Below are 24,479 nucleotides of genomic sequence, written 5' to 3' on the forward strand. Positions count from 1 at the left end.
ACAAAAAAAAAGCTACCCAAAGGTAGCTTTTTATAAGTATTCAATTTAGAAATTCATACGTGCATTGAGACGGAATGTTCGGCCTGTTTGGTACTGATAAACGGTACGTGAGTCCGTCGCATTACCTGACAGTGGACTACCTTCATCTAACACTTCACCATTAACATTTAGGAAACGGCTAGTATAATACTGACGTACACCCTCATCAGTTAAGTTCACGGCTTGGAAAGAGAATGTAACCATATCATTTAGCTTATAACTAGCTGAGAAGTCGAGAGTTTGGCGCCCTTCTTCCCATAATGAACCTGATTCCCATGAGCGCTTGGCTAATTGGTCACTATTACCTCGATAAGACAGTCTTAATTGATGTCCATTCTTTTCCCAAAATGCAGTTAAGTTATAACTATGCTCAGGTGTATAGGCAACTTGTAACTCAGGTAGTTGAACAGTGTCATCTATTGACGATACTTCTTGGTCATATTTACTGTCTTGATAGGTATAATTAGTTTGAATACCTAAACCTGAAAGCCAACCGGGTAGCATGTCAAAAGTTTGAATATACTGCAGTTCAACCCCTTTAATGTTCGCACCTTTACCATTTTTGATACGAGTTGTTTTGAACTGAGCACACATTTGCTCCAAGTCACCCGAGTACATCCAATCTTCACGGAATTCATCATTACCCTGGAAGCGTTTAGGCATACATTGTTCAAGACTGTCTTGGCCTGCTACCAATACTAAATCATCAGGATTATAACCTTCGCCTTCTGTTAAGCCGACATCTCGTAGGTCATCCATATAAGTCACAACAGTTTCAGATTCTTCGAAATTAGTCATGTCTTTATAGAATAGGCCTGCAGACAACATACCTGATTCGTTAAAGTACCATTCGTACGATAAATCTAAGTTAATTGATTCTAATGGGTCTAATTTAGGTGTTGTGAGGGTAATGGTGTTATTACGATTGTAACCGCCCCACTGGGTTTCACGCACTTTAAAACCAGGACGTAATGAATCAATTTGTGGGCGTGCCATCGTCTTAGATGCTGCAAAACGTAGTACCGAATCGTCAGTAAGGAGATAATTCAAGTTTAGACTGGGTAAGAAAACGTCATAATCATGAGTACCAGTTACAGCAAAGCTACGCTTACTTCTATCTTCAGTTGCAACAAGCTGACCATTTTCGTCAAGTTGTCTATCACCATAACCATAGAATTTTTCAGTAGATATATCACTGTGACGCCATAACCACCAACCACTTTCGTTTGGATTACCACGTACAGCATTAGCATCAAAACAAGCACCTTCATCTGGTCGAGCAATATCATCAGTTAAATCGTTAGTACCATTAGTATCGTAACCATTGCCATCTACACGGCCCCAACGAGCTTCAGCATTCCAATCTGTGCCATAAAAAGGGATACCGCTACATTCAGGTAAAGATGAGTCTCGTAACTCAGCTAACTTAAATGGATCCATCAAACGGCCGACATTTCCTGGATCAAAGGCGAACTGAACACCTGAGTAGCCTGATGTTTCGACTTCCGTTTTAACATATCGAACACCAACATCACCCGATAAGCGACCATCAAATAAATCAAAATTGGCTTTTAAATAAGTTGCAAAATTTTCAAGTTCTGCAGAACGTGTATTTGAATTATCAGGCTCGAAACCTACAGAAGGTGAACCTAAAGCAACATCAAATGCTTTAAATGCTGAAAAAGTTGTCCAACCATCAGTAATCGCATCTCGCCCATAGCCGTTACTGTCCATAAAGTCATCTACAGGAAAGTTTTCACCGGTAGCAAATAAATCACCACTTAAAGAATTCAAACCATCATTTAATACAGTCGGTGCGCCGGTGTAAGGGTTATTAATGACAATGCCTTCACCAACACTATTAAATGCATTTTGCTGGTTATCTACGTATTTTTCACGGTTAGAGTATTTCGCACCAAACTCGATACTTGATAGTGGCCCTACGTCGACTATCCAGTCAAAATCAACAAAAGCAGATTTCTGTTCATCTTCAACAGCAACAACTGAACGGTTCAAAAAGGTTAAATGCTGGGCATTGAGCTCATCAACGTTAAAACCTGTTGTACCGTAGTTATCCCAAACATTTAATGGATCGCCAAATTCGTTATTCTCGCCATAATCAATGAGGCCAGAACCACCTACTAAGGTACATGGGCCATTGGTACAGTCGTAACCAACAGGCTCAATATCAGTTTCTGGAACATTTTTTAATAACCAGCGGTTAATATTGCTGTAGTTTTGCATCGCAATATACACTTGGTTTTCAGGAATACGTTCTGACTTTGAATAACCTAGACCGGCATTTAAAATAAGATTATCACTAATATCATGCCTAACATCGAATGAGATAACGGTGTTTTCTTCATCATATTTGTTTTCAGACTGGCTTAATCCACCATCACCAAATCGGTTTAAGTATTTAGTAAATGTATTGGTTTTTAAATCAATGGTATGCCAATCTTGCTGTGGATCGGTCCACTGAGATGGACCGCCTCCTAAACCAGGGTCGACACCTTCAATCATATTTCCTTGTTCGCCGCTTCGAATTTGTACGCCATGCATTGAACTTTCAAAAGATTGTTTAGTGTAATTGGTATTAAGATTAAACTCAGTTGAATCGCTCGGCGCCCATTGCAAACCTAGATTGAAATTCATACGATCTACATCGTTATTATATAGCTCGTAACGTGAGTTCTTGTTAGTAATACCCCACACATCTTCAACCAAATTTCCTTCTGTATCAGAGGCTAAATGAGAAAACTCAGATACCCAGTTATCTGCTGAATACTGATCTTTACGATAAGAATTGGTTTCTTTTACTGCCGTAAAAATAAGACCAAAAGTATCTTCGAACATTTTTTCAGAAATAGTACCCGATATTTTGTAATTTTCGTCATCAAGTAAATCGTTGTATCGTCCCTCTACAGTAACGGTACGAATTTGATAATTTAAATCTAACGGTTTGTTGGTGATTAAATTAATATTTGCACCTAAAGCGCCCTCTTCGTGATCTGCACTAGGTGTTTTAACCACTTCGATTTTTGACAAAATGTCAGATGAATACTGCGATAAATCAACGCTTTGACTAAAGTCAGTGGAGCCAAGTTGTACACCGTTCATGCTGATGTTATTTTGTTGTGAGTTTGCACCACGAACTGTAATACGTGAGCCTTCACCATCAACAGATTGAACAGTAACACCGGTGACTCTTGATAATGCATCAGCAATATTTTGGTCAGTGGATTTACCAATATCTTCAGCATTAATTGAATCAGTAAGGTTTTCAGAGAATCTTTTATCGTTGATTGACTTCTTTAAACTGCTTTTCAAGCCTTTAACTTGAATGACTTCCATCTCATCAGGTGATTTATCCGCTGCTTTTTCGTCAGCAACCGCATTAACTGACATTGCAGTAAGCAATGCTAGATATATTGGATTGTATTTATAGTGTGTCTTATTAAATGGCATGTTTACTCCCCCAAGAGCTTTTTGTTTCTGCCTATCTTGAGTCGCTAAAAGTTAACACAATGTTGCAACTCTGTTTACAGACATTACTGACCAAGAGAAGATGTGTCAACATAATTTTGTTAACAATCTTCAATTAATTAAAAGCCAAATTTAATTGGGAAAAAATAATTCAAAGGTATTTATTTAACAAAATGGTAACGCAATTTTGCAAGGCGGGATAGAAAGCTGAAGAGATTAATGTGTTTTTAAATAGTGACTTATGGAGAGAATGCTTTACGTAGTTCTTTATACTGCTTTTTTACATACATTGGTTTCTTTAAAAGCCTGTCATTACCAAAGTAGAGTTTTGAACTGTTTAAAAAATTGATATTTTATAAATAAGATACAAATTAACAATGTACTTTTACAGCAAATTTATGTGTATTTGTTAAATCTTTAATAAAAAAGCCATCTTTCGATGGCCTCATAAAGCTAATGAAAATATATATAACGTTAAGTCAGTTTATGTATGTAAGGCCATCCAGAAAATTGCTTGCCTGTTGATGGGTCTACATTCCATTCCCAACATTCAAATTTTATTTGTTGCTGGTTATGTTGAATCTTGACAATGCCATAGCCTTCACTTTTCAAACGCCTATCCGATAGGAAGTTACTCCAAGAGTGATTGGTTTGATGCTTAAAGTCATCATAAGTGACTTTAGGATTAGCAACAGCTAACACGCGCATCTTATTGCCGAATGTATCTGTAAAATTACCTGTATTAGGATCTTGATTAAACTGATTATCCAATTTACCTAAGCCTTCAAACCAGCGTTGCCAAAATGCAGCACCAGCAGGACCTGCAAAAAATGTTGGACCATCTTCATAGTCATCAAGTCCTTGTTTAGCCACCATGGCTAGATGCTGGTCACCGCAGATAACGACTGCGTCCGCCTCTTTAATAAGTTTTATCGCACGAGTTCTTCCGTCAGGTGGATAGCCATTAGAATCGTAATCAAGCAGTGGTTCGAGATTACTCTTAGTCTGTGGAGATCCCCACATAGATGAAGCAATACAAATCTTTGGTAAACCTTTATCCATATCAGCCCATGCTGATAAAAATTGCTCTTGTCGATGACCCAGTAACTCTCCTTGAGTATATAAAGGGTTTACTTTGATATTACGTCGAGATTTAAATTTACGATCTTCTACTAAAGCAAAACTCACTCCGCCATAAACAAAGGCTCCATAAGTGACCGGTATATCATGAGCAATAGGTGTAGGATCATAAGCATCTGGATTATGGCCATGTTGCATGCCATAAACCATTTTCACCAGGGCTTTAGTTTGAGTATATCCGCCATCTTCTTCAGTTGGCTTGTCACCTTCTAGTACAACAGGATCTCTGCCACCGACACCCCATAAGTTACCTTGGAGTACATCATGATCATCAGCTAACAAAATAGCTGGCTTATTACGTATCGAATCTCTAAAGGTCCAGTACCATAAATACCAACGATAAAGCATGTCTAGATGTGAATCAGGTCTATTGCGCCATATTTGTGTCGGTGTAGCTTCGTAATACTGATCACCACAAAAAACATACATATCAGGCTGATGTTTATCACAATTACTTACCAACTCTGTGTGTGGAAAAAGTATATTTTCATTACTAAACCGACCCAAAATGTTTTCTTGTTTCAGTCTTTTTTTATAATGTTCGATGTCTAATGAAAGATTAGTTGCAACTAGACATGAGTATAAAGCCACGGTTAAATCTTTACCCTTGTTCGGATCTTTTAAGACTTTACCTTGGTACAGAATTTTTTCATCTGCAAGGCTAACGACTCTATAATGATAATCTTGAGTACTATCCCAATTATCAACTCTAAATTGATATACAAAACCTGGATCGACTCCTGCCAAAACTGATTGCCACTCATCACCATTAACGTTTTTATATTGTAACTTGATAGTCTGGTATTCATTTTCAGCTATAGGCATAAATTGACAGCTTAGCTTTAATATTTGGCGGTTAACGCTATGCATACACCCAACCACGGGCCCAAGGCCTTGGTCATCATTACGTGATATTTTATTACCACCAGTACTGATATCCCTAAAGGACCACCTCGCGCCAGCTTGTTTAGGTGGTGTTGAAGATAACAGCATTATACCGCCCACTAATTCACTTGATGGAACGGCAGTTCTAACAATAAAGCCAAGCTCTTTGTTCGTTTTTGCATCAATAGCAATCAGTCTGACATCGAATTTTCCGTTCGTCACCGGATCAATGTGACAATCCAATATAATTTCTTTGCCTTGTAAGTTACCGATGTTAATCGTATTAGTTCTAATCACTCGTTCGAAAGATAGCGGTTTTTGAATATTGGTAAAATCTTTAAAGCTTAATTCACCTTGTTCATTAATTACGGCCATAAAGCCGCCATTTTTACCGGATGCTCTTTGGATAAGTGCTGCAGAGCGGTAATCAAGTTCATTGCTGCCAGCACCAATCAAAAAGCCACAAAAACCGGCTTTATTTGGTGTCATATTTGAAACTTTTGCTCGTATCCGTGCTGGTTGCTGCCTGTCATTAAGTTGCCTAGTCAACAGGGATACTGTTCGCATTTCGAAACCACGACTATTTCGAATACATTCTATTCTGCCGTCATTAACTCGCCAATCTTGTAATCTGTTGCCCCAAAAGCTACTGCCAAGCCAATGACGTTTAATATTACTGGCAACAGACTCGATAATATCAACAGGGGTTAGATTTTGCCTATTTGCCGCGGCTCTAGCTGCTTGTGTAGGAAATAACAAACTGCCTGTTGCTATTGCTGACAATTTAATAAAACTTCTTCTATCCATGAATGCCTCAAAATTTATATAGAGCAATGCAACAGCAGGCTATCTTTTAGCGAGCAACTTGTTCCGAATAAAGGTGGTTGTTAATTAGTACAGTTATTAATTGCTGTTTTGAAATGTTCCAGCATCAAGGATTTGTCGTTTTATTTTAAATCGGCATATAAAATTCCAGTTCCATGAAGCATCGTATTGATGGCATAACCCCCAAGACAAACCTGGTTTAGCAAGCTTTGATGGATTTTCTGCACAAATAGTTGGATCTCTATATAAACCAATTGCTTCTGGAGCACCTTTAATATGTGCTTTAATTTCAAAATTTTGACCGTCTGCAGCAAACTGAATAGTGTTTTTTTCTGGTCCATCTGTTGTAAGCAAAGAGGCTATGCCGCCTTGATAATTCCAGACCACGACTTCATGACCGCTATTAGAAATAGGATTGAGCTCAGACTTGATATAAGGTCCTTCAATTTGGTCTGCTATAGCAACACCATGTTTTATCTCGCGGCCGCCAAAATTCATCTCCTCGCCCATAGTTTCTCCTTTGTAATAAAGGTGGAACTGCTTATTAAAGAAGAGTAAACATGGATCATGAACTTTATGGCTATCAAAACTGCCTTTATTTAACACATGGAAACGATTGTCTTCATTCCCTCGCCATTCGCCATCCTGACTTGGGCTTAAAATTGGAGCTGGTGATTTCAACCAAGGTCCATAGGGGCTATCTGAACTTGCTATGGCAATGTGTTCAAATTGGCGGTTGGTATAAGGGGTTGTCACTGTCTGATAAACTAAATAGTAGCGACCTTGATGAACTAATACCTCTGGAGTAAAGATAGCACGATCGTCATATTGGCCTTGTGCACTGCGTTCAATAGCAACACCGCACTCCTTCCAAACTTCACCATCTATAGATGTAGCATGCCACACTTCAGTTAAATCCCATGGGAACACTTTATCTTCTAAGTTATCGGAGCCAAAACCGACGGTTTCGCCTGTTCCTTTGGTATACCAACAATGAAATAAGCCATCAACTTCAATCACTGACGATGGGTCACGTCGAATAACCCCTTCTTCAAAAGCAAAATCGCCTTTTAGTGGACTCACATCAAACTCCACCATCCAATCAGCATTGTTATTATCATAACCGCGTTCAATTGCGCGTTGGCTTGCAAGGCTTAGCGGTTTATTATTTGTTTTCATATGACTTCCCAGTAAAGATTAAGTGGTGCTTAAACATTATTAATGAGTGTATTAGCACCTAAACCAGTTTTGGTTTAGGTTGAAGATGTTAATGTAGCAACCGATTGATAATTTTTTTGATTTATAATTGCGCCAGTATGCTGAACGACTTGTCTTGCAATGTTAGCAGCATCAATTAACGCCCCTTCAATATCAAAACCACTTAATCTAGCGGCTAAATAAGTGCCAGCAAAAGAGTCACCTGCTGCTGTTGAATCGACCTGTTGTTCAGCAGGAATGAAAGGTTGATGAAATATAAGTTCACCGTATTGATAAACATAAGTGCCAAGCTCACCACATTTAACAACGATTTCTTTTACATTTAAATCTTGGCAATGCTGCATTATCTGTATCGGGCTTTGATGATTAAATAAAGTCTGATGTTCTTCAATTCCTGGGAGCACGATATCGCTATGGCCGTAAGCTAAATTTATCCATTGAGTAGCGTGAATGGTGCCCCGCCACATTGCGGGCCTATAATTTGGGTCAAAAACAATTTGGCTGCCATTTTCACGAAGTGTATTAATAAGAGATAACAGTAAATGTTTATCTTCATCTGATAAAATACCCAATGTGATACCACTAAAGAAAACACTGTCGACGTGACCAATCTTCGAAACCATTTGCTCTAATGACATTAACTTCATCATTTGAGTAGCTGCTGATTGATTACGCCAATAACTAAAACTTCTTTCCCCATTTGAATCTGTATGTATTGCGTAAATACCTATGGTTGCATTAGTCGAAGCTATAACACATTGGCTGTTTAAATCATGTTGGCGCAACACATTTAGCATTTCCCCACTGATAGCATCTTCACCGATAGCCGTTAAATATTTACAATCTAGTTTTTTGTTATAACGTTTTGCATAAACCAGAGCATTGTATGTGTCACCAGCAAAAGAACGCTTAAGTAAATTATCCGAATGGTGGCTTAACTCCATCATACATTCGCCTATAGCAAGTATTGATTTCATAATTATGCTTCTCTCTCTGCTAAAGGTACGGTTTCTATATCTTCATTCCGTTTATTCATATCCTTTGAAGCATGAGTTAATAAAGTTTCAATTTCTTCGATGGTTTTGTTTTTAGTCTCGGGCATTATTTTAAATAAGAGTACAAAGCCAATAGCACCGCAAATTGCATAGAATAAAAATATTTCGTCTGCGCCGAAAACACTAAGCAGCCAAGGAAAAAACTGCTGTACTAAATAACTCACAAAACTTGTAATGAAAGCAAAAACAGGAATGGCCACACCACGAATATGTGTTGGAAATATTTCAGAAAATAATACCCACATAATCGGTCCAATTGAAAAATGAAAAGCAGCAATGAAACCAATAATGCCAGCTAGAATTAAGTTCACATTGATGTTGGCTGCACTTTGAAGTATCTGGCTTTCATAAAGCTTTGCGTTGGTTGAACCCATCACTTCAATGAGTGCATTCTTAAACTCGACATCACTTTGATACACGACATTTATAAGTGAACTAATATCTACTAACGCATACTGATTCATTAACCCAGTCACTTTAGCTTCATCAAGTAAATAAGTTGCTTGATTAAATCCCCAAAAACATGCGAATAGGCTTATTGTAGCAATGGCTAACCCCCAAATAACTAATGGACGTCTACCTAATCTGTCGATGAGTAAAATGGCGACTACTGTGAATACGATACTGACTAAACCCACAATAATAGCTTGAAAGAAAGCAGCATCAGTTCCGATCCCTAATTGTTCAAACACAGTCGGTGCATAAAACATAATTGCATTAATACCAGTAATTTGCTGTACAACTGCAATAGTTAAAGCAATCGACATTGCAGCACGCACTTTTGTATCAAATAAACTTTTAAACAAATACCAAAACGAATGCTTGGGATGATGACTTTTAAGACTTAACTTGATTTGCGTGATTTCTTCATCACAATGGTCCGTATTATTAAACTGATTGATAATTTGTTTCGCTTTTTCTTCCTTGTGTTTCATGATCAACCAACGCGGACTCTGTGGGATATTGAGTAATAAACAAAACCAAATAATGGCAGGTAAAATTTCAATACCTAACATCCAGCGCCATGTATGAATATCTAGACCTAATGTTATTACAAAGTGATGTTCACTTTCTGACAAGGCTAAAATTGCGTAATTAGCAAAATAAGCTATCGACAGACCTACAACAATATTAATTTGGATAATAGAGACTAATTTTCCGCGAAGGTGTGAAGGTGAGATTTCTCCAATATACATGGCCGCTACAGATAAAGAGGTGAATGCTAAGCCGCCAATAAAGCGTGCGATGACTAGTGATTCAAAACTATTAGCCAGTACAGACATCACTGCGGATATGATGTAAATGAATGAAATAATGACTAGGGTATGTTTACGGCCAATTTTGTCACAAACATAGCCCGTAATCATTAACGCGAATATAACCCCAAATCCTGGTGCACTGACTACCGTTCCAATTTGCAAATCTGTTAAATTGAATTCATTGGTCACAAATTTTACTGTACCAGAAATAAGGGCGGCATCTAATCCAAATATAAACCCACCCAATGCCACCACTAATGCGCAATATAAAACACTGTGACTTGTATTAATCATAACTACATCCGCTGTTATTGTAATTTTCTTTTGTTGATCATGCTGAATTAAGCCTTACTGCATGAAATTAGTATCAATTAACACCGGTTTCATTAAGTCTAACCATTAAAAGCATCAACCATTTAATTAACAATACAGTAGCATTACCTTATTTCAATTTGCAACTATTGTTAACAATTTACCATTTAAGAATATGAGTCTGCTTTCAAATCTCAAAATAAAGCTGACGCTAAGTTAATATTTAATATCAACATTTTAATGACTAGTCCTAAGGATAAACACAAAATTCCTAATTAATTAACTGGCCAGCGAGATTTCAGCAGTCAAACATAAGTACCGACTTTGAAAAATTGTTAATAAGATATTGCATCAACAAAAACCATAATGTAGATTGTTAACAAAGTATAGACGTTCAAATAAACTTGTCACCACATGGAAATTAAGATGAGAAAACGAAATACAGACGGTAAGCAATTTAATCTTAACCGTAGAAAAGCAATATTAATGTCATCGGTATTCTTAGCTTTATGTGGTTGCCAAAGTGAATCTAGTGGAATAAACGAGCCTACTGATCCCATCACCTTGTCTAATAGTGAAACGGAAAAATTACAATCCTTACAATTGATTGATTTGTCAGATCCGACTTTAATAAATAATGTAATTACCAGTAATGCAGCAAAACTGTATATCGATAAATCTCGATTGAACGTAGATTTTCATTCAAAAGATAACAGTTACAGTAATGTAAGCTTCTCCCCTGTTACACCATGGGATTGGAGTGATTTAAACGATTTTAATTTGGCGTTTGATATATCAAATCCAAGTGAACATAGCGTCCAGTTATATTTAGATATCAGCGATATTGATGGTAACAACTACACCCGTACGGTAAATGTTCCAGCAAATTCTAAAGCACAAACTTATTATGCCAAAATGGCAGGTCATGATTTAGGTACACCTGATGGGGATCATAATGTTGAACTTAACTTTACCTCAGGACTCCGTTCTAACCCAGATACTTGGCAAAGTGATGAAAGCCAATTTACATCTATGTGGGGTAAAAAGAATCTCAATACTAAAGGAATTAGCCGAATAAGTTTAAGCGTCCAAAGTAATATGCATGATAAGCAGATTATTATTAGTCAGATGCAGTTACGCCAAAACCCTCAATTTGATAAATCATTTTTAACCCATATCGTTGATCAATATGGGCAAAATAATAAAGAAACTTTTGTCGGGAAAATTGCAAATGATCAACAAATGGAACAAGAGCGAAAACTAGAAGCATCATCACTCACAGGGAAAGTAGCAGAAGATCGCAGTCAATATGGTGGCTGGCTAGCTGGCCCTAAACTTAAATCAACTGGTTATTTTAGAACTGAAAAAATTAACGATAAATGGTCACTTGTTGATCCAGATGGTTATTTATACCTCGCTACTGGTATTGATATTATCCGCTTATCAAATTCTTCAACCATGACAGGCTTTGATTTTAGTCAGCAATATATAGTGCAACCCACTGATAGTGATGTCACACCTGAAGACTCTCAAAAATTAAATCGAGTAAGCGATGATGCCATTAATAGCCGTTTTGTCTCATCAGATGTTAGAACTAACATGTTCAGTTGGTTACCTAAATACGATGAACCTTTAGGCAAACATTTTGGTTACCGTCGTAGCGCCCATTCAGGACCTGTGAAACATGGTGAAACCTATAGTTTTTATGCCGCGAATTTAGAAAGAAAATACGGCAACCATCCTCAAGGGTATATGCAAGCCTGGGAAGATACCACTGTCAACCGTATGCTAGATTGGGGATTCACATCTTTAGGTAATTGGACCGACCCTCGTTATTACGACAATAATAAAATCCCCTATTTTGCCAATGGTTGGATTATTGGCGACTATAAAACGGTTTCCAGCGGTAATGATTTTTGGGCGCCGATGCCAGATGTATTTGACCCTGAATTCGAAAAAAGAGCTCTAGTCACTGCTAAGGCAGTTTATGAAGAAGTAAAAGGTAATCCTTGGTGTGTCGGGATCTTTATTGATAATGAAAAAAGTTTTGGCCGCTCAGATAGTACTGAAAGTCATTACGGGATCGTGGTTAATACACTGACCCGAGACGGTGCAGATGTGCCAACTAAAGCGGCTTTCACCAGGGTAATGAAAGATAAATACAAAGATATTTCGAAATTAAATGCCGTTTGGCAAACTCAAATTACCGATTGGCAAGCGTTTGATAAAGGGATTGATTCAACGATAAATAATGAACAGCAAGTGAAAGATTATGGCATCCTACTAACCACATACGCAGATAAGTATTTTAGTACCGTGGATAATGCATTACAGCAATACTTACCAAATCATATGTATTTAGGGTCAAGATTCCCTGACTGGGGGATGCCTATTGAAGTTGTAAAATCGTCTGCAAAATTTGTAGATGTCATCAGCTTTAATTCTTACAAAGAAGGTTTACCTAAAAAGAAATGGCAGTTCTTAGCTGAAATTGATATACCAAGTATCATTGGAGAGTTCCATATTGGTGCTAAAGACTCTGGTCTTTATCACCCTGGACTTATCCACGCAGCAGATCAACAAGACCGTGGTGTGAAATATAAAGATTATATGAATTCACTTATCGATAATCCTTACTTTATAGGTGCTCATTGGTTTCAATATATCGACTCACCCATTACAGGTAGAGCCTATGATGGCGAAAACTATAATGTAGGTTTTGTATCTGTTACTGACACTCCTTATCCCTACATGGTTGAAGCAGCAAAACAAATTAATGCTGATATGTATCAACGCCGTTTCGGTAATCTTGATTAACCAGCTACATAGTAATAATAGGTCTTTTTTCCATTTTCGAGTGGTGGGTTATCCCCATAACCACCACTTGGTTTTTATCCAATCTGTTGCAGATTGCTTGTCTGAATAGGTCATCAGAGTTGCCCTTAACGTCATTATTGTTTCTTTTACACGAAGTCAAAGCATTATTCTCGCTAGTGTATTTTGTTAACAATAAACGTGATGAGGGCTTTTTTTTGAAAAAAATATCCACTTATAAAACAAATCCCTTAAACATCAGAATGTTGGAAAATAAATTAATGTTTATTTTTAACAATAATACATTTGACAATTGTATTAAACTTTCTAAGTGTCTAGAATGTTAATATATAATGAAGAATATTGGGAATCTCATGGCAACAGCAAAACCAACTAAAATCCTTTCTGTAAAAGATCAAATTGCAGATCAATTGCGCTCTGACATAATTGCCGGTGATTTAGCGCCCAATACTAAATTAAATGAACAAGAATTAGCAAAACGCTTTGGCTTATCTCGCGGCCCTATTCGCGATGTGATTCTACAATTGACCAAAGAAGGTTTGCTCATATCTAAAAATAACTGTGGAGCCTCTGTCAACAGTGTATTAGAGCCTAAACTGCAAAAGTTAATGATTAACTTGAGACGTAATATAGAAGTCTATGCTATCGAAAGTCTCAAAAACAACCCATTAACTGAAGATGATCTAATCCAATTAGAATCGATATTAGACGAGCTACAAGGTGCGTTTGATAACGAAGATTTTACTGAAGTGACAAAAATTGATATTTCATTTCATAACTACCTTATCCATAAAGCTGGTGGAGAAGATTTAGTTAATATTTGGTATCCATACGTCATGAGAATGCGTCTGAACTATAAACGCATTACCACGAGTTCAGAATGTGTTGAAGAGCATAGAGGTATATTAAAAGCATTACGTGATGGTGACATCAATAGTGCAACTAAGGCGATTAAAGCCAATATTAAATAGAACAAGCTAAAGTTTAATCTACATTGTTTGTACTTGAATTCTAATTTCAAAGTACAGTTAAAAGGACAACTTAGGTTGTCCTTTTTATTTTCCGTTTTTCATTCTCGGCTTACTTTAATACTAGCTGCGCCCACTTTATTTAGCTTTTTAGCTATTTCATTGGCTTCGAAGCTAACTTAATTGAATAGATAGCTAAGTCAGTTAAATCAAGCTATCAATATCCTAAATATTCGCTATCTTTCCACGACAAAAAATGACAATAAGTTCCATAGATTTGAATAATGAAGAATCGTCCCGTTATCAAAAAAGCGGTCCGGTTTAACTTATGTGTTAATTCGAGAAAAATTTACTGTCTAGTAAAATCTCTACTTGAGCAAAATTTACAATTGATATTAATTCAATCCAAATTAAAACCACAAGAATAATCACTCACCAAACCCTATAAAACAAACGTTATCAATATCAAATATATTGCAAGCAGAAACATTTAATTTCACGGTAAATTTATTTTGTTAACAATATACTTTTAACAAAGGTTTTTGTTTGTTACCTTGCAGTGGGATATACAGGATTTATTCGTATTTTAAGTATACGCAATTGATGTCATCACTGTGCAGTTAACCCAACCATATTTTAACTGTTTCTAATAACTATTAGATATTTTAAGTGAGCATCATGACCCAAAATTTGATTAACACATTAAGCCTTAGTGCACTAGTTATGCTGACCTCTTCAATACTCATTGGATGTGGTGGTAACGACTCTTCAAACTCTGATCTTTCAGAACAAATACCGCCTATCATTTCAGAGCCTGTAGATGATACTGCTGACCAATTATCATTTGCACGGCAAGAGGATATCCCCTTAGGTGTATTAATAACCTCAGAAACTGTCACAGTTAGCGGTATAAACACGACTGTTGATATCAGTATCCTTGGAGGTGAGTTTTCGATTAATGGCGAAAACTTTCAACTGGCAGAAGCTAGCATAAACAATGGCGATACAATAACAGTGCAGTTAATGTCGTCTGATACATTTGATACTGAATCCAGTGCAACGCTTACTATTGGACAGCAGCAAGTTATATTCTCAGTAAAAACCCTCGAAGCTCTAAGCCAAGTTAACACTAAATTGAGTTTTAATTTAGATACTGCGCACCTCATTAATGGCGTTGACAGCTTTGAGCGAGACAAGTTTATAACCTTACATGCATCTCACACAGAAAATGATTGGTACAGCGTTGGAGTAAACGAATCAGATGATCTTATCACTGAGTTTGTTGAAGGCTATGACGTTTACTTTGGTCGAGATACTGGTGGAATGCGTTATCAATTAAGTTTAATGCCAGAATCCGCAAGTAAAAATGGATTTATCAATCCTGAAATGGCCAGCAATAATGGGGGTAACGCACGTTGGAGTTACACCTCTAACACTGATGACATTGCAATAACGAAACGTAAGCATGAGCATAGAAATCAAAAAATGGTTGTTGCTGCGCAGCAACATCCATACTGGCCTGATGGTAAAGATACTGGCCAAGGATGGTCTTTTTCTCAAACCGATACTCAAGATGAACCCTTAGGTACTGCTACCGGCGACTACATGGGTCAATTTGTCGCAAAGTTTTTTAATAAAAATGATGGCGTCGATATCTATGGTCAACCCAAGCCTAGATATATAGAAATCATGAATGAGCCATTATATGAATTGGTCGATTATTCAGAGACGCCAGCAACATTAAATCAGGTATTTGAATTTCATAATGCTGTAGCCCAGGCAATTAAGGCAGTAAAAATAGACAATATTGCTGTTAACGATGATGTATTGATTGGTGGTTATACAGTTGCCTTTCCAGATTTTGAAAAAGACAACTTTGAACGTTGGGAAACACGTGATAAAGCCTTTATAGATATTGCAGGTAATAATATGGACTTTATCTCATTGCATTTCTATGATTTTCCAGCTTTTCAAGATCGAACCGAAATACGTGCCGGCAGCAATATCGAAGCCAGTTTCGATATGTTAGAGCACTATATGCAGCTTACTCTCAACGAAGTGAAACCGTTTTTAGTCTCAGAATACGGTGCACAAACTCATTCTTTATTTAACCAGCCTTGGCTACCTTATCGCGATTGGTTTCATTTAAAAGCAATAAATAGTCAACTCATGTCGTTTCTTGAGCGTCCAGATCAAATAGAAATGGCAATTCCTTTTATTCCTGTAAAAGCTGAGTGGGGACGAATAAGTGACACAGTCCCCTATTACACCCGTTTGATGAGACAAAAGTTCGAAAAAGTTGGCGATACGGGTGATGAATATGTCTATACCGATATGGTTAAATTCTATCAAATGTGGAGCGAAGTTAACGGCAAACGCGTTGACAGTTTCTCAACGGATTTAGACTTTCAGTTAAACGCATATGTTAATGATAATCAGGTTTTTTTAATTATTAACAGCCTAGAAACGGAATCATCCACAGTCGATTTATCCTTGTTAGGACTTGGCGATAACACGTTAACTTCGATCCTCATAAAGCAACTTAATCTAGACGACACAAATCCAACACTAACTGAAACAGTGGTTAGTGAACTTGCAGATATCGAGACGTTAACTGTCGGAGCAGAAGCTACTGTCATCATTAAACTTACTTTTGAGGACAAGATTGAAATCAAGCATAACCAGACTGAAGTTAAATATTACGCAGATAGCTATAAACAAAACATTAATGCCAATCAAAATATTGAATTTAATATCAATGATGTCCAGGTAAATGAATATGGTGAGGCCGTTATTCGTCTTGGCTTAGGTAGAGAACACGGCAAAACATTAATCCCTGAAATTTCCATTAACGGTCAGCCAATGACCGTGTCAGAAGATTATCGTGGATACGATCAATACTTTGACGGTGCAGGACGTTTGCAGTTCTTCGGCGTTATAGAAATCCCTGTAGCTAATGAATTTATAAAATCAAATAACCATGTTGTCGTCAGTTTTACCGATGACGGTGGCTTTGTTACTTCATTAGCAATGCAGTATTTCGCCCATACCAAGCAATTGGCTAGAAATAGTCAGTAACGCTTTGCGCAGCAAACATGACTATTAAATGTTTGCTGCTTTTTATCTGGCTTTTGTGTTTTCCCCAACTAAACGACATAAAGGCGAGATCTATTCTTGTTGGGGCAAGAATAGTCCTAAGTAACACTAATGACATAATAGACAATATAAGGGAATTACATGAAAAATCGTCTAAAGCCAATATATAAACTCGGGTTAATCAATACCAGTTTACTGTTACTGAGCACAGTAAGTCACACAGTAATGAGTGCTGATTGGGATTCAATCCCTTTACCTGCAGAGGCTGGTAATGGTTTGGTATGGCAGTTAAATGAAAATTACTCAGATTCATTTAACTACTCAGGCAAGAACGCGACTTTTACCAGTAAATGGAATGACACTTATTTTAATGCATGGGAAGGGCCTGGATTAACAAGATGGAGTAGCAATGAGTCATGGGTGTCTGATGGTAATTTAATTATCAGCGCGTCGCGTAAAGCACCAAACTTGGTAAATGCAGGTGTGATTACTTCGAAAACTAAAGTTAAGTACCCTATTTTTTTGGAAGCCAGTATAAAAGTCAGCAACTTGGAGCTTTCATCAAACTTTTGGTTACTGAGTGAAAGTGACGAACGTGAAATCGATATATTGGAAGTATACGGCGGCGCAAGAGAGACATGGTTCGCACAAAATATGTCGACTAACTTTCATGTTTTCTTAAGAAACAGTGACAATAGCATTAGAAGTGACTTTAATGATCAAACCCATAATACACCGGTATGGGGTAACAATTGGCGTGAAGGTTTTCATCGATTTGGTGCATATTGGAAAAGCCCAACAGATGTTACCTTTTATATTGATGGCCAAGAAACCCCACAAGGTTCATGGGATGAAGTCGTAATGAAAGACAAGGACTACACTGGCGCGATTATGAATAAAGATCAGTATAATATGGATGAAGAAATGTTCATTATTTTAGATACTGAAGATCATTCATGGCGCAGTGAAGCTGGAAATGTAGCAACTGATGCAGATTTAGCCGATGGTAGCAAAAATAAAATGTATGTTGATTGGATACGTGTTTACCAACCCGTTAGTGATGGTTCAGGTGGAGGCTCTGACGGTGGTATTGAGGCCAATACTCAATATCAAATTAAAGCGAAACACAGTAATAAATGTATTGATGTTATCAATAGTGCGGCAACAAATGGTTCTACTTTTCAGCAGTTAACATGTAGTGGCAATAACAGTAATAGCGACCAGCAATTTAAATTTACTGCATTGTCTAATGGCTTTTATAGTATTACATCTAAAGTCAGTAACCTTTGTTTAGACTTGTCAGCTGGAAACATTGATAACGGTGCTAAGATCCAGCAATGGGTATGTAATAGCAGTAACCAAAATCAAATGTGGAATATGATTGATAAGGGGGATGGCTATTACGAAATCCGAAACAGTGTGAGTAATAAATGCCTGGATATAGCTGGTAAGTCAAATGCCGATGGCGCGGTTCTTACTCAGTGGAATTGTTATAATGGTGATAATCAACGCTTCTCACTGGCGCAGTAAATAAGTAACCTTGTTCAGTACCCAATGTTAATTTTTAACGTAGTTTGGGTGCTTTATCAAATGAATACAGGCAAACTCATTAGGAAACATAATTCAATATATTGTATCGCTTCAACTGTTCCAACCGCATAACCTTTTTTGTGCAATGTAGCTTACTTTTCAAAAATCTTTAAACCACTTCAACTATTTTACACTCACACATTTTGTCTACACCCTTTGCTTACACAAACTATCTTGCCATCAAACGAAAAATAGATGTTGGAAGAGCAGTGCTGGCGAGATATGAACTCAACTATATTCTTATGTCGCCATTACTTTGAAGTAACTTCCCCTCCCTAGCGTTTGGTATCTTGCTCTTTGAATGGCTTTACCTTCGAGCGTTATAATTTACCTTAGCGCTAAAGTAATTATTTATCGATTAACTTTGATTTAATAAGCTTAGCTAGACTGATTGCGTAATCGAATTAAGCTTTGAATTTGTCCCATTGAGGCCATCATTAAATGACATGCTTGTAAATATCCTGTTCGGTGATATTCCTGCAATAAATCAGCACTTAAATTTGCTAATGCTTTTTCATTGATGACATATAAGCCATCAAAATTGATACTTTCTTGCTCTTTATCTGCAGAGTTTCTTTTATTCATTGAGATCCCAAGTTGAATTGCCTCAACCAACTCATTATCTACAAGTGATTGGATAAAAGATTCTGTACGAACAATCCCTTGAGCTAACTCAAAAACCATTCTATTCATTGATGTAAGGTATTCAGTCGGTTTTCCGTCTGATGTAAACAAGTCTTGCGAATCGGCGCTTGTATTTCCATCAACAACACGTCGATTGTTCATATCTATGGTTAATACGGTATTAGTTTCACTCATTGGCTCAGAAGAATGATCTTTACGCGCAACCATAAACGGCTGTCGTCTAATGTGTAATGGAATGTAATGGCTTCGCCAATTAGCATCTGCAAGAAATAAGTTCTCACCTGATTCAAAACCCAGTAATGCATGTAATCCGAACTGACCAGTTTGATTGTTTTTAAGCAAACAGCATGGATATTCTAGAATAAGGCTCCGTAGCTCATCTGCAATAACGGGGACGAAATGAATATTTTCACCAAAATCTTGCCCATGACCAACGAGAACTTTGGTGTTTTTGTGTGTATTACTATCTACAATAACGTTTTTCATAAAAAATCCTTATTTATACTCGTTGCAAACCATATTGTTTGATTGAATTAATCAGCTCACGATTAGACATTAAATTAGCTTTGAACTGAGACGTTTGTAGATTCACTTGTTTAAATTTTTCGTAGGCTTTTTCACTTGCCTCTGTTGAATAGCCCCAGTGTGATGAAGCTGTTTTGAATCCCATACCATAAAGCACATACTGATAACTGGCTGCGGGGAACACTTCAGTGGCATGAATAAAATCATTGTCACTGGGAGGTTGATATTGCCATAGTGACAATAGCGATTTAAGACTATTAGGAATGCTTTCAGGCTTTCGGTTATCGCGCCAAAAGTCACTGTCTTGACGCTGACTTAACATATAGTGCAGTTTTAAAAAATCAATGATTCTTTCCCATCGATAAGTGAAAGTCTGATTAAATCGCTCAGAAACGATCTCCATACATTGACGATTTGCAGGCAATTGCTCAGCAATCATATTGGCCGAAATCTCAACCAATAATAGTGCAGAAGCTTCTAGCGGTTCTAGAAAACCTGCCGACAGACCAATAGCAACACAATTACGGTGCCAAAATTTTTCTCGATAACCAGGGTTAATTGGAATTTTACGAAAGGTAAGTTGCTCAACATCGTTTACCGTAGCCGATAAGTATTGCTTTAACTCCTCAATCGCAGCATGTTCACTGATGTAACGACTTGAGTAGACATGACCTACCCCTCTTCTACTTGATAATCCAATGTCCCATATCCAACCGGCTGTTTGAGCGGTAGAAATAGTATGTGACGCAATAGGACTGTTTTCTTCGGAATATGGCACTTGTACAGCGATGGCATTATCAACAAACAACACATCTTTACAGCTTTTGAATCCCACTTGATAATGTTCACCAAGCAAAAGAGATTTAAAACCACTGCAGTCAATAAATAAATCACCTGATAAATCACCATGTTCAGCTGTTGAGACACAAGCAATATCACCATCATCATTATTGGTAACCGCCATGACATCATCAACCACATGCTTCACATTGAGTACTTTTATACAGTGCTGTTTCAAAAACTCTGAAAATAGTCCAGCGTCAAGATGGTATGCGTAGTTTGCGATTGCATCATATTCAGCGGTAGTGATTAATTTGGGCGCTAAACCCGCTTCACAAATAGCTTCTTGTGGGCTTAAACACATTGAAAAAGAATATTGATTCTTTGGATTCTCATTATATGGAAATTGTATAGATAACCAATGAGATGCCAGGTTATCTTTTATTGAACCTTCAGGTAGCATTAATGGATGGTAATAATAATCGTCATGCTTTCCTGTCACCCATTTTGCAAACTTAGCGCCTTGCTTAAAGGACACATTACATTCACGAATAAAATCAGTTTCTTTGATCCCCATGTTTTTAAGCGTCCGGCGCATGGTAGGCCAAGTACCTTCACCAACTCCAATAGGCGGTATATTAGATGACTCGACTAATGTCACGCTGAAATTCTTTACATGTTGACTCGTTAATTTAGCAGCTAATGTGCCAGCAGTTATCCAACCCGCTGTTCCACCACCAACAATCACAATGTTCTCAGTTAGTTTTTTACTGTCAATTTGACTCACAACTTTATTGCCGATTGGATGATTTTCATTCTTATTAGTCATATTTTCTCCAATTCTTGTTATCAAATAATTTAATCACAATATGCACAAAGCAAAAAAGGCTGCTACAAAAACGTAGCAGCCTGGTCATTTTTAGTGAATATTTTTATTGGCATGATCGCCAACTATTAATTCTTTTGCATGAATAACTAGCATTAGAACTTAGCACTAATTCCTATGGTGTAGCGAGGACCGTACTGCTCAGCAGCAAGTAACTGTTCCTCAAAACGACCGTAGCGGCGAACGGTTTCATCAGTTAAGTTAATACCATCAAGTGATACAGTGAGCATTTCGTTGATGTCATAACTTAAACTCATATCAAGCTGACCATAAGCTTCCGTGAAGGTTGGTTCATTACCAAGCGCTAGCAAGAACTCATCACGCCAGTTATAGGCAACTCGAGCTTGGAAACCATAGTTTTCGTAAAATGCAACTAAGTTACCAGAGTCACTTAAGCCGGTTAATGCGATTGTTTGATCAAAGTTATATGGATCAAACGATTCATCGCTGTTTACGAGGGTATAGTTAGCAACTGTACCGAACCCACTGTCGCCAAACATGTATTGAGCATTAAATTCCCAACCATCTACTTCACGGTTTTGTAAGTTATCTGGCGTCGCAACTTCCCAAGTAATAACAGGATCAGTTGCCGTACCGAGACAATCTGGATTTGGTGTATCAGATGCATCAGGACAACTAGCACGAGGATTTACACTTGGATCAGTCAATGGTTGGCCATTAACGTCATTAATTGAGCGGTTCTCAGTACCAGCGCCGATAAAGTTCTCAACGTACTTTTTAAAGTAACCTGCAGATGCGAAACTACCGTCATCAAAGTACCATTCAAGTGATAAATCAAAGTTATCTGAAGTAATTGGTAATAGGTTCGGATTACCTTGTGAGGCATTAAATGGCCCACCAGGTCTTGCTGACACATTCGTTGCAGGGAACATTGCACTCACCCCTGCTCTCGATAAAGTTCGGCTATAAGAAAAACGCGTCACAATTTCATCTGTTACTGACATATTAAAGTCAAAATTAGGCAAAATACGGGTGTAACTACCAGACAACTCATCTGCTGTTGGTGTGTCATCATAAACAGGTCTTAACTCCTGAGCATGACGGTAGTTCATTGCAATAATGCCATTTTGTACTGAATACGCCGTAACATCCGTGTCTTCGTAACGGACACCAACATTCATTTTCACTGGCATGTCATTAAAGTCAGTGTCAAAATCGAAAGATAAATACGCAGCAAAGGTTTCTTCATTTACACCATTCGTTTTGATGTTAGGCTCAGCAAATAAACCTTCATTTTTAACGATATCAATAAACTGATTTACATCATATTGTGAAATATATGGGAATAATTGGTTAGCACCTGGGAACTGATCCGCTGTATCGCCTAATGGAATAAAGCCAAGATCTAAATCGTTTAATGGCACATCAACGAAAGAAAATACTTCGCTCAAGCGTGTATCAATGGTGTAATCTGTATTCATCACGCCAAAATTGATTTTAGTGAGCGCACTGTCAGCAGCAGCGTTTTCCCAAGTACCTGAAAAACGGTATTGCTTAACATTGTTTTCCATTGAGTAACCGCGTTTTTGATATAAATCAGACACGATATTATCTTTATTGAATGCGCCACCTGGTAAATTAGAGTCATCAACAATAATTTTAGGGATATCACCAATAAAATCCGCACCGATTAATGCAACAGAACCTGATGGGTTTTTAAGGTTCGCTAAGGTTTCAGCGGTTTGACCATCAGGATTTGATTCAGATGTTGAGTCATGGACGTCAAGTTCAAAACTCAAAGTATCTGTGGCTTGCCATTCAATATTCAAACCTAATGAATCGTTTTCTTTCTCTTGGTAATATTCCCAAGCCCAGAAATTCAACTCATCATCTTGATCTCGTGGGTTCCATAAGGTGCCATTTGCATTGGCTGATCCACTTGGATTGTCGAACCAAAATGCTGAGCGATTGGTATAACTCGTTTCTTCGAAACGCGAAATAGTATAATCAACCGTCGCAACTACTGAGTCGACAGGTTGAATCTGTAAAACGGCTTGGGCATTTTGACGAGTTCGTTCAGTATCTAAATGCTCTGTTTTAGCAGTCCAAGGCGTCCAAATTGCTTGCTCTGGATTTTTGTTAGTGTCAATTGCCGATAAATCAACATTGTCACGACTACGATTTCTTACCCAACCATCAGTTCCAACGATATCAGTGTGACTATCTCGTTCTGAATGAGATGCCGACAATAAGAAGCCCACTTTGTCATCAGCAAAGGTTTGGCTAATCATGCCTGAAACTTCAGGCGTAACAGAGTCACCCTCTTCAACGCTTGTATCGTAAATTCCTTTTGCGCTTACAAAGGCTTTAAAACCATCATAGTCAAAAGGTCTGGCTGTAGTGATATCAATAGTTGCACCGATACCGCCAGAGGTAATATCCGCTTTACCAGTTTTATACACATTTACGCCAGATACACTCTCTGCTGCAATTTCACGGAAGTTAAAGCTTCGTGATACGCCCTCAGATTGTAAAGCTGAAGAGTTTGGCATTTGACGACCATTCAAGGTCACCAAGTTAAATTCAGGTCCAAAACCACGTACTGTGACTTTATTACCTTCATTATTTGCACGGTCAATGGATACACCGGCGATGCGTTGTAAAGACTCGGCTAAGTTAGTGTCGGGTAACTTACCAATATCTTCGGCACTAATAGCATCTACAACACCATCAGAGTATCGTTTTGTCGATGCAGATTTTGTTAAAGAGCTTCTGATCCCTTTAACTTGAATCACTTCCGTTTCTTGTGCCTGTGTTTCAGCGGCTAGGTCATCTGCAAGCACCCCAGTACTAGCAGTAGCAATTATCGCTGCAGTTAAAGCATTAAGTTTGAACTTACAATGTTTCATCTTAAAACCTTCTTATTATTTGGTTTAAAAGGTGTCGTGCTCACAAAAACAATGTTCATCACATT

The 24,479-nt window shown here is 37.7% G+C and carries 12 protein-coding genes; 4 read left to right on the top strand and 8 right to left on the bottom strand.

All coding sequences use genetic code 11. The features are described from left to right. Nucleotides 1–45: 45 nt before the first annotated feature. From Q4600_RS12965 to Q4600_RS12985, 5 genes are all read right to left on the bottom strand, one after another. Nucleotides 46–3,507 (bottom strand): TonB-dependent receptor, encoded by a 3,462-nt coding sequence (locus tag Q4600_RS12965; protein ID WP_303516747.1) that lies wholly within the window; start codon nt 3,505–3,507, stop codon nt 46–48. A gap of 492 nt (nt 3,508–3,999) precedes the next feature. After that, nucleotides 4,000–6,357 (bottom strand): alkaline phosphatase D family protein, encoded by a 2,358-nt coding sequence (locus Q4600_RS12970; protein WP_303516749.1) that lies wholly within the window; start codon nt 6,355–6,357, stop codon nt 4,000–4,002. 96 nt (nt 6,358–6,453) lie between these two features. After that, a complete protein-coding gene (locus Q4600_RS12975) occupies nt 6,454–7,554 on the bottom strand; it encodes a glycosyl hydrolase (protein WP_303516750.1) in 1,101 nt (366 codons plus the stop codon). 74 nt (nt 7,555–7,628) lie between these two features. Beyond that, nucleotides 7,629–8,570, bottom strand: a complete 942-nt coding sequence (locus tag Q4600_RS12980) for a sugar kinase (protein ID WP_303516751.1) — start codon at nt 8,568–8,570, stop codon at nt 7,629–7,631. A 2-nt stretch (nt 8,571–8,572) separates the two neighbouring features. Further along, the gene (locus tag Q4600_RS12985; RefSeq protein WP_303516753.1) at nt 8,573–10,201 is read right to left on the bottom strand and encodes a sugar porter family MFS transporter; all 1,629 of its coding nucleotides are present in this window, start codon (nt 10,199–10,201) and stop codon (nt 8,573–8,575) included. Nucleotides 10,202–10,645: 444 nt separating this feature from the next. On the opposite strand from Q4600_RS12985, the gene Q4600_RS12990 reads away from it, so the two are divergent. The 4 genes from Q4600_RS12990 (at nt 10,646) to Q4600_RS13005 (ending at nt 18,648) form a co-directional block, all read left to right on the top strand. Then, the gene (locus tag Q4600_RS12990) at nt 10,646–13,036 is read left to right on the top strand and encodes a beta-galactosidase (protein WP_303516754.1); all 2,391 of its coding nucleotides are present in this window, start codon (nt 10,646–10,648) and stop codon (nt 13,034–13,036) included. A 371-nt stretch (nt 13,037–13,407) separates the two neighbouring features. Next, a complete protein-coding gene (locus tag Q4600_RS12995; RefSeq protein ID WP_303516756.1) occupies nt 13,408–14,025 on the top strand; it encodes a GntR family transcriptional regulator in 618 nt (205 codons plus the stop codon). Nucleotides 14,026–14,700: 675 nt separating this feature from the next. Further along, nucleotides 14,701–17,100, top strand: coding sequence for a hypothetical protein (locus tag Q4600_RS13000; protein ID WP_303516759.1), 2,400 nt, complete (start codon nt 14,701–14,703; stop codon nt 17,098–17,100). A 159-nt stretch (nt 17,101–17,259) separates the two neighbouring features. Next, nucleotides 17,260–18,648: an RICIN domain-containing protein gene (locus tag Q4600_RS13005; protein WP_303516761.1), complete on the top strand. Its 1,389-nt coding sequence runs from the start codon at nt 17,260–17,262 to the stop codon at nt 18,646–18,648. Between the two features lie 438 nt (nt 18,649–19,086). On the opposite strand, the gene Q4600_RS13010 is transcribed toward Q4600_RS13005, so the two are convergent. From Q4600_RS13010 to Q4600_RS13020, 3 genes are all read right to left on the bottom strand, one after another. Further along, nucleotides 19,087–19,839 carry a SapC family protein gene (locus Q4600_RS13010; RefSeq protein WP_303516763.1) on the bottom strand — a complete coding sequence of 251 codons (753 nt, stop codon included), beginning with the start codon at nt 19,837–19,839 and terminating at the stop codon, nt 19,087–19,089. A gap of 13 nt (nt 19,840–19,852) precedes the next feature. Further along, nucleotides 19,853–21,487 carry a tryptophan halogenase family protein gene (locus Q4600_RS13015; protein WP_303516765.1) on the bottom strand — a complete coding sequence of 545 codons (1,635 nt, stop codon included), beginning with the start codon at nt 21,485–21,487 and terminating at the stop codon, nt 19,853–19,855. 152 nt (nt 21,488–21,639) lie between these two features. After that, the gene (locus Q4600_RS13020; RefSeq protein ID WP_303516767.1) at nt 21,640–24,414 is read right to left on the bottom strand and encodes a TonB-dependent receptor; all 2,775 of its coding nucleotides are present in this window, start codon (nt 24,412–24,414) and stop codon (nt 21,640–21,642) included. Nucleotides 24,415–24,479: the final 65 nt, after the last annotated feature.

It is taken from the genome of Shewanella sp. 2_MG-2023 (assembly GCF_030548905.1).
GTDB classification, from domain to species: Bacteria; Pseudomonadota; Gammaproteobacteria; order Enterobacterales; family Shewanellaceae; genus Shewanella; species Shewanella electrodiphila.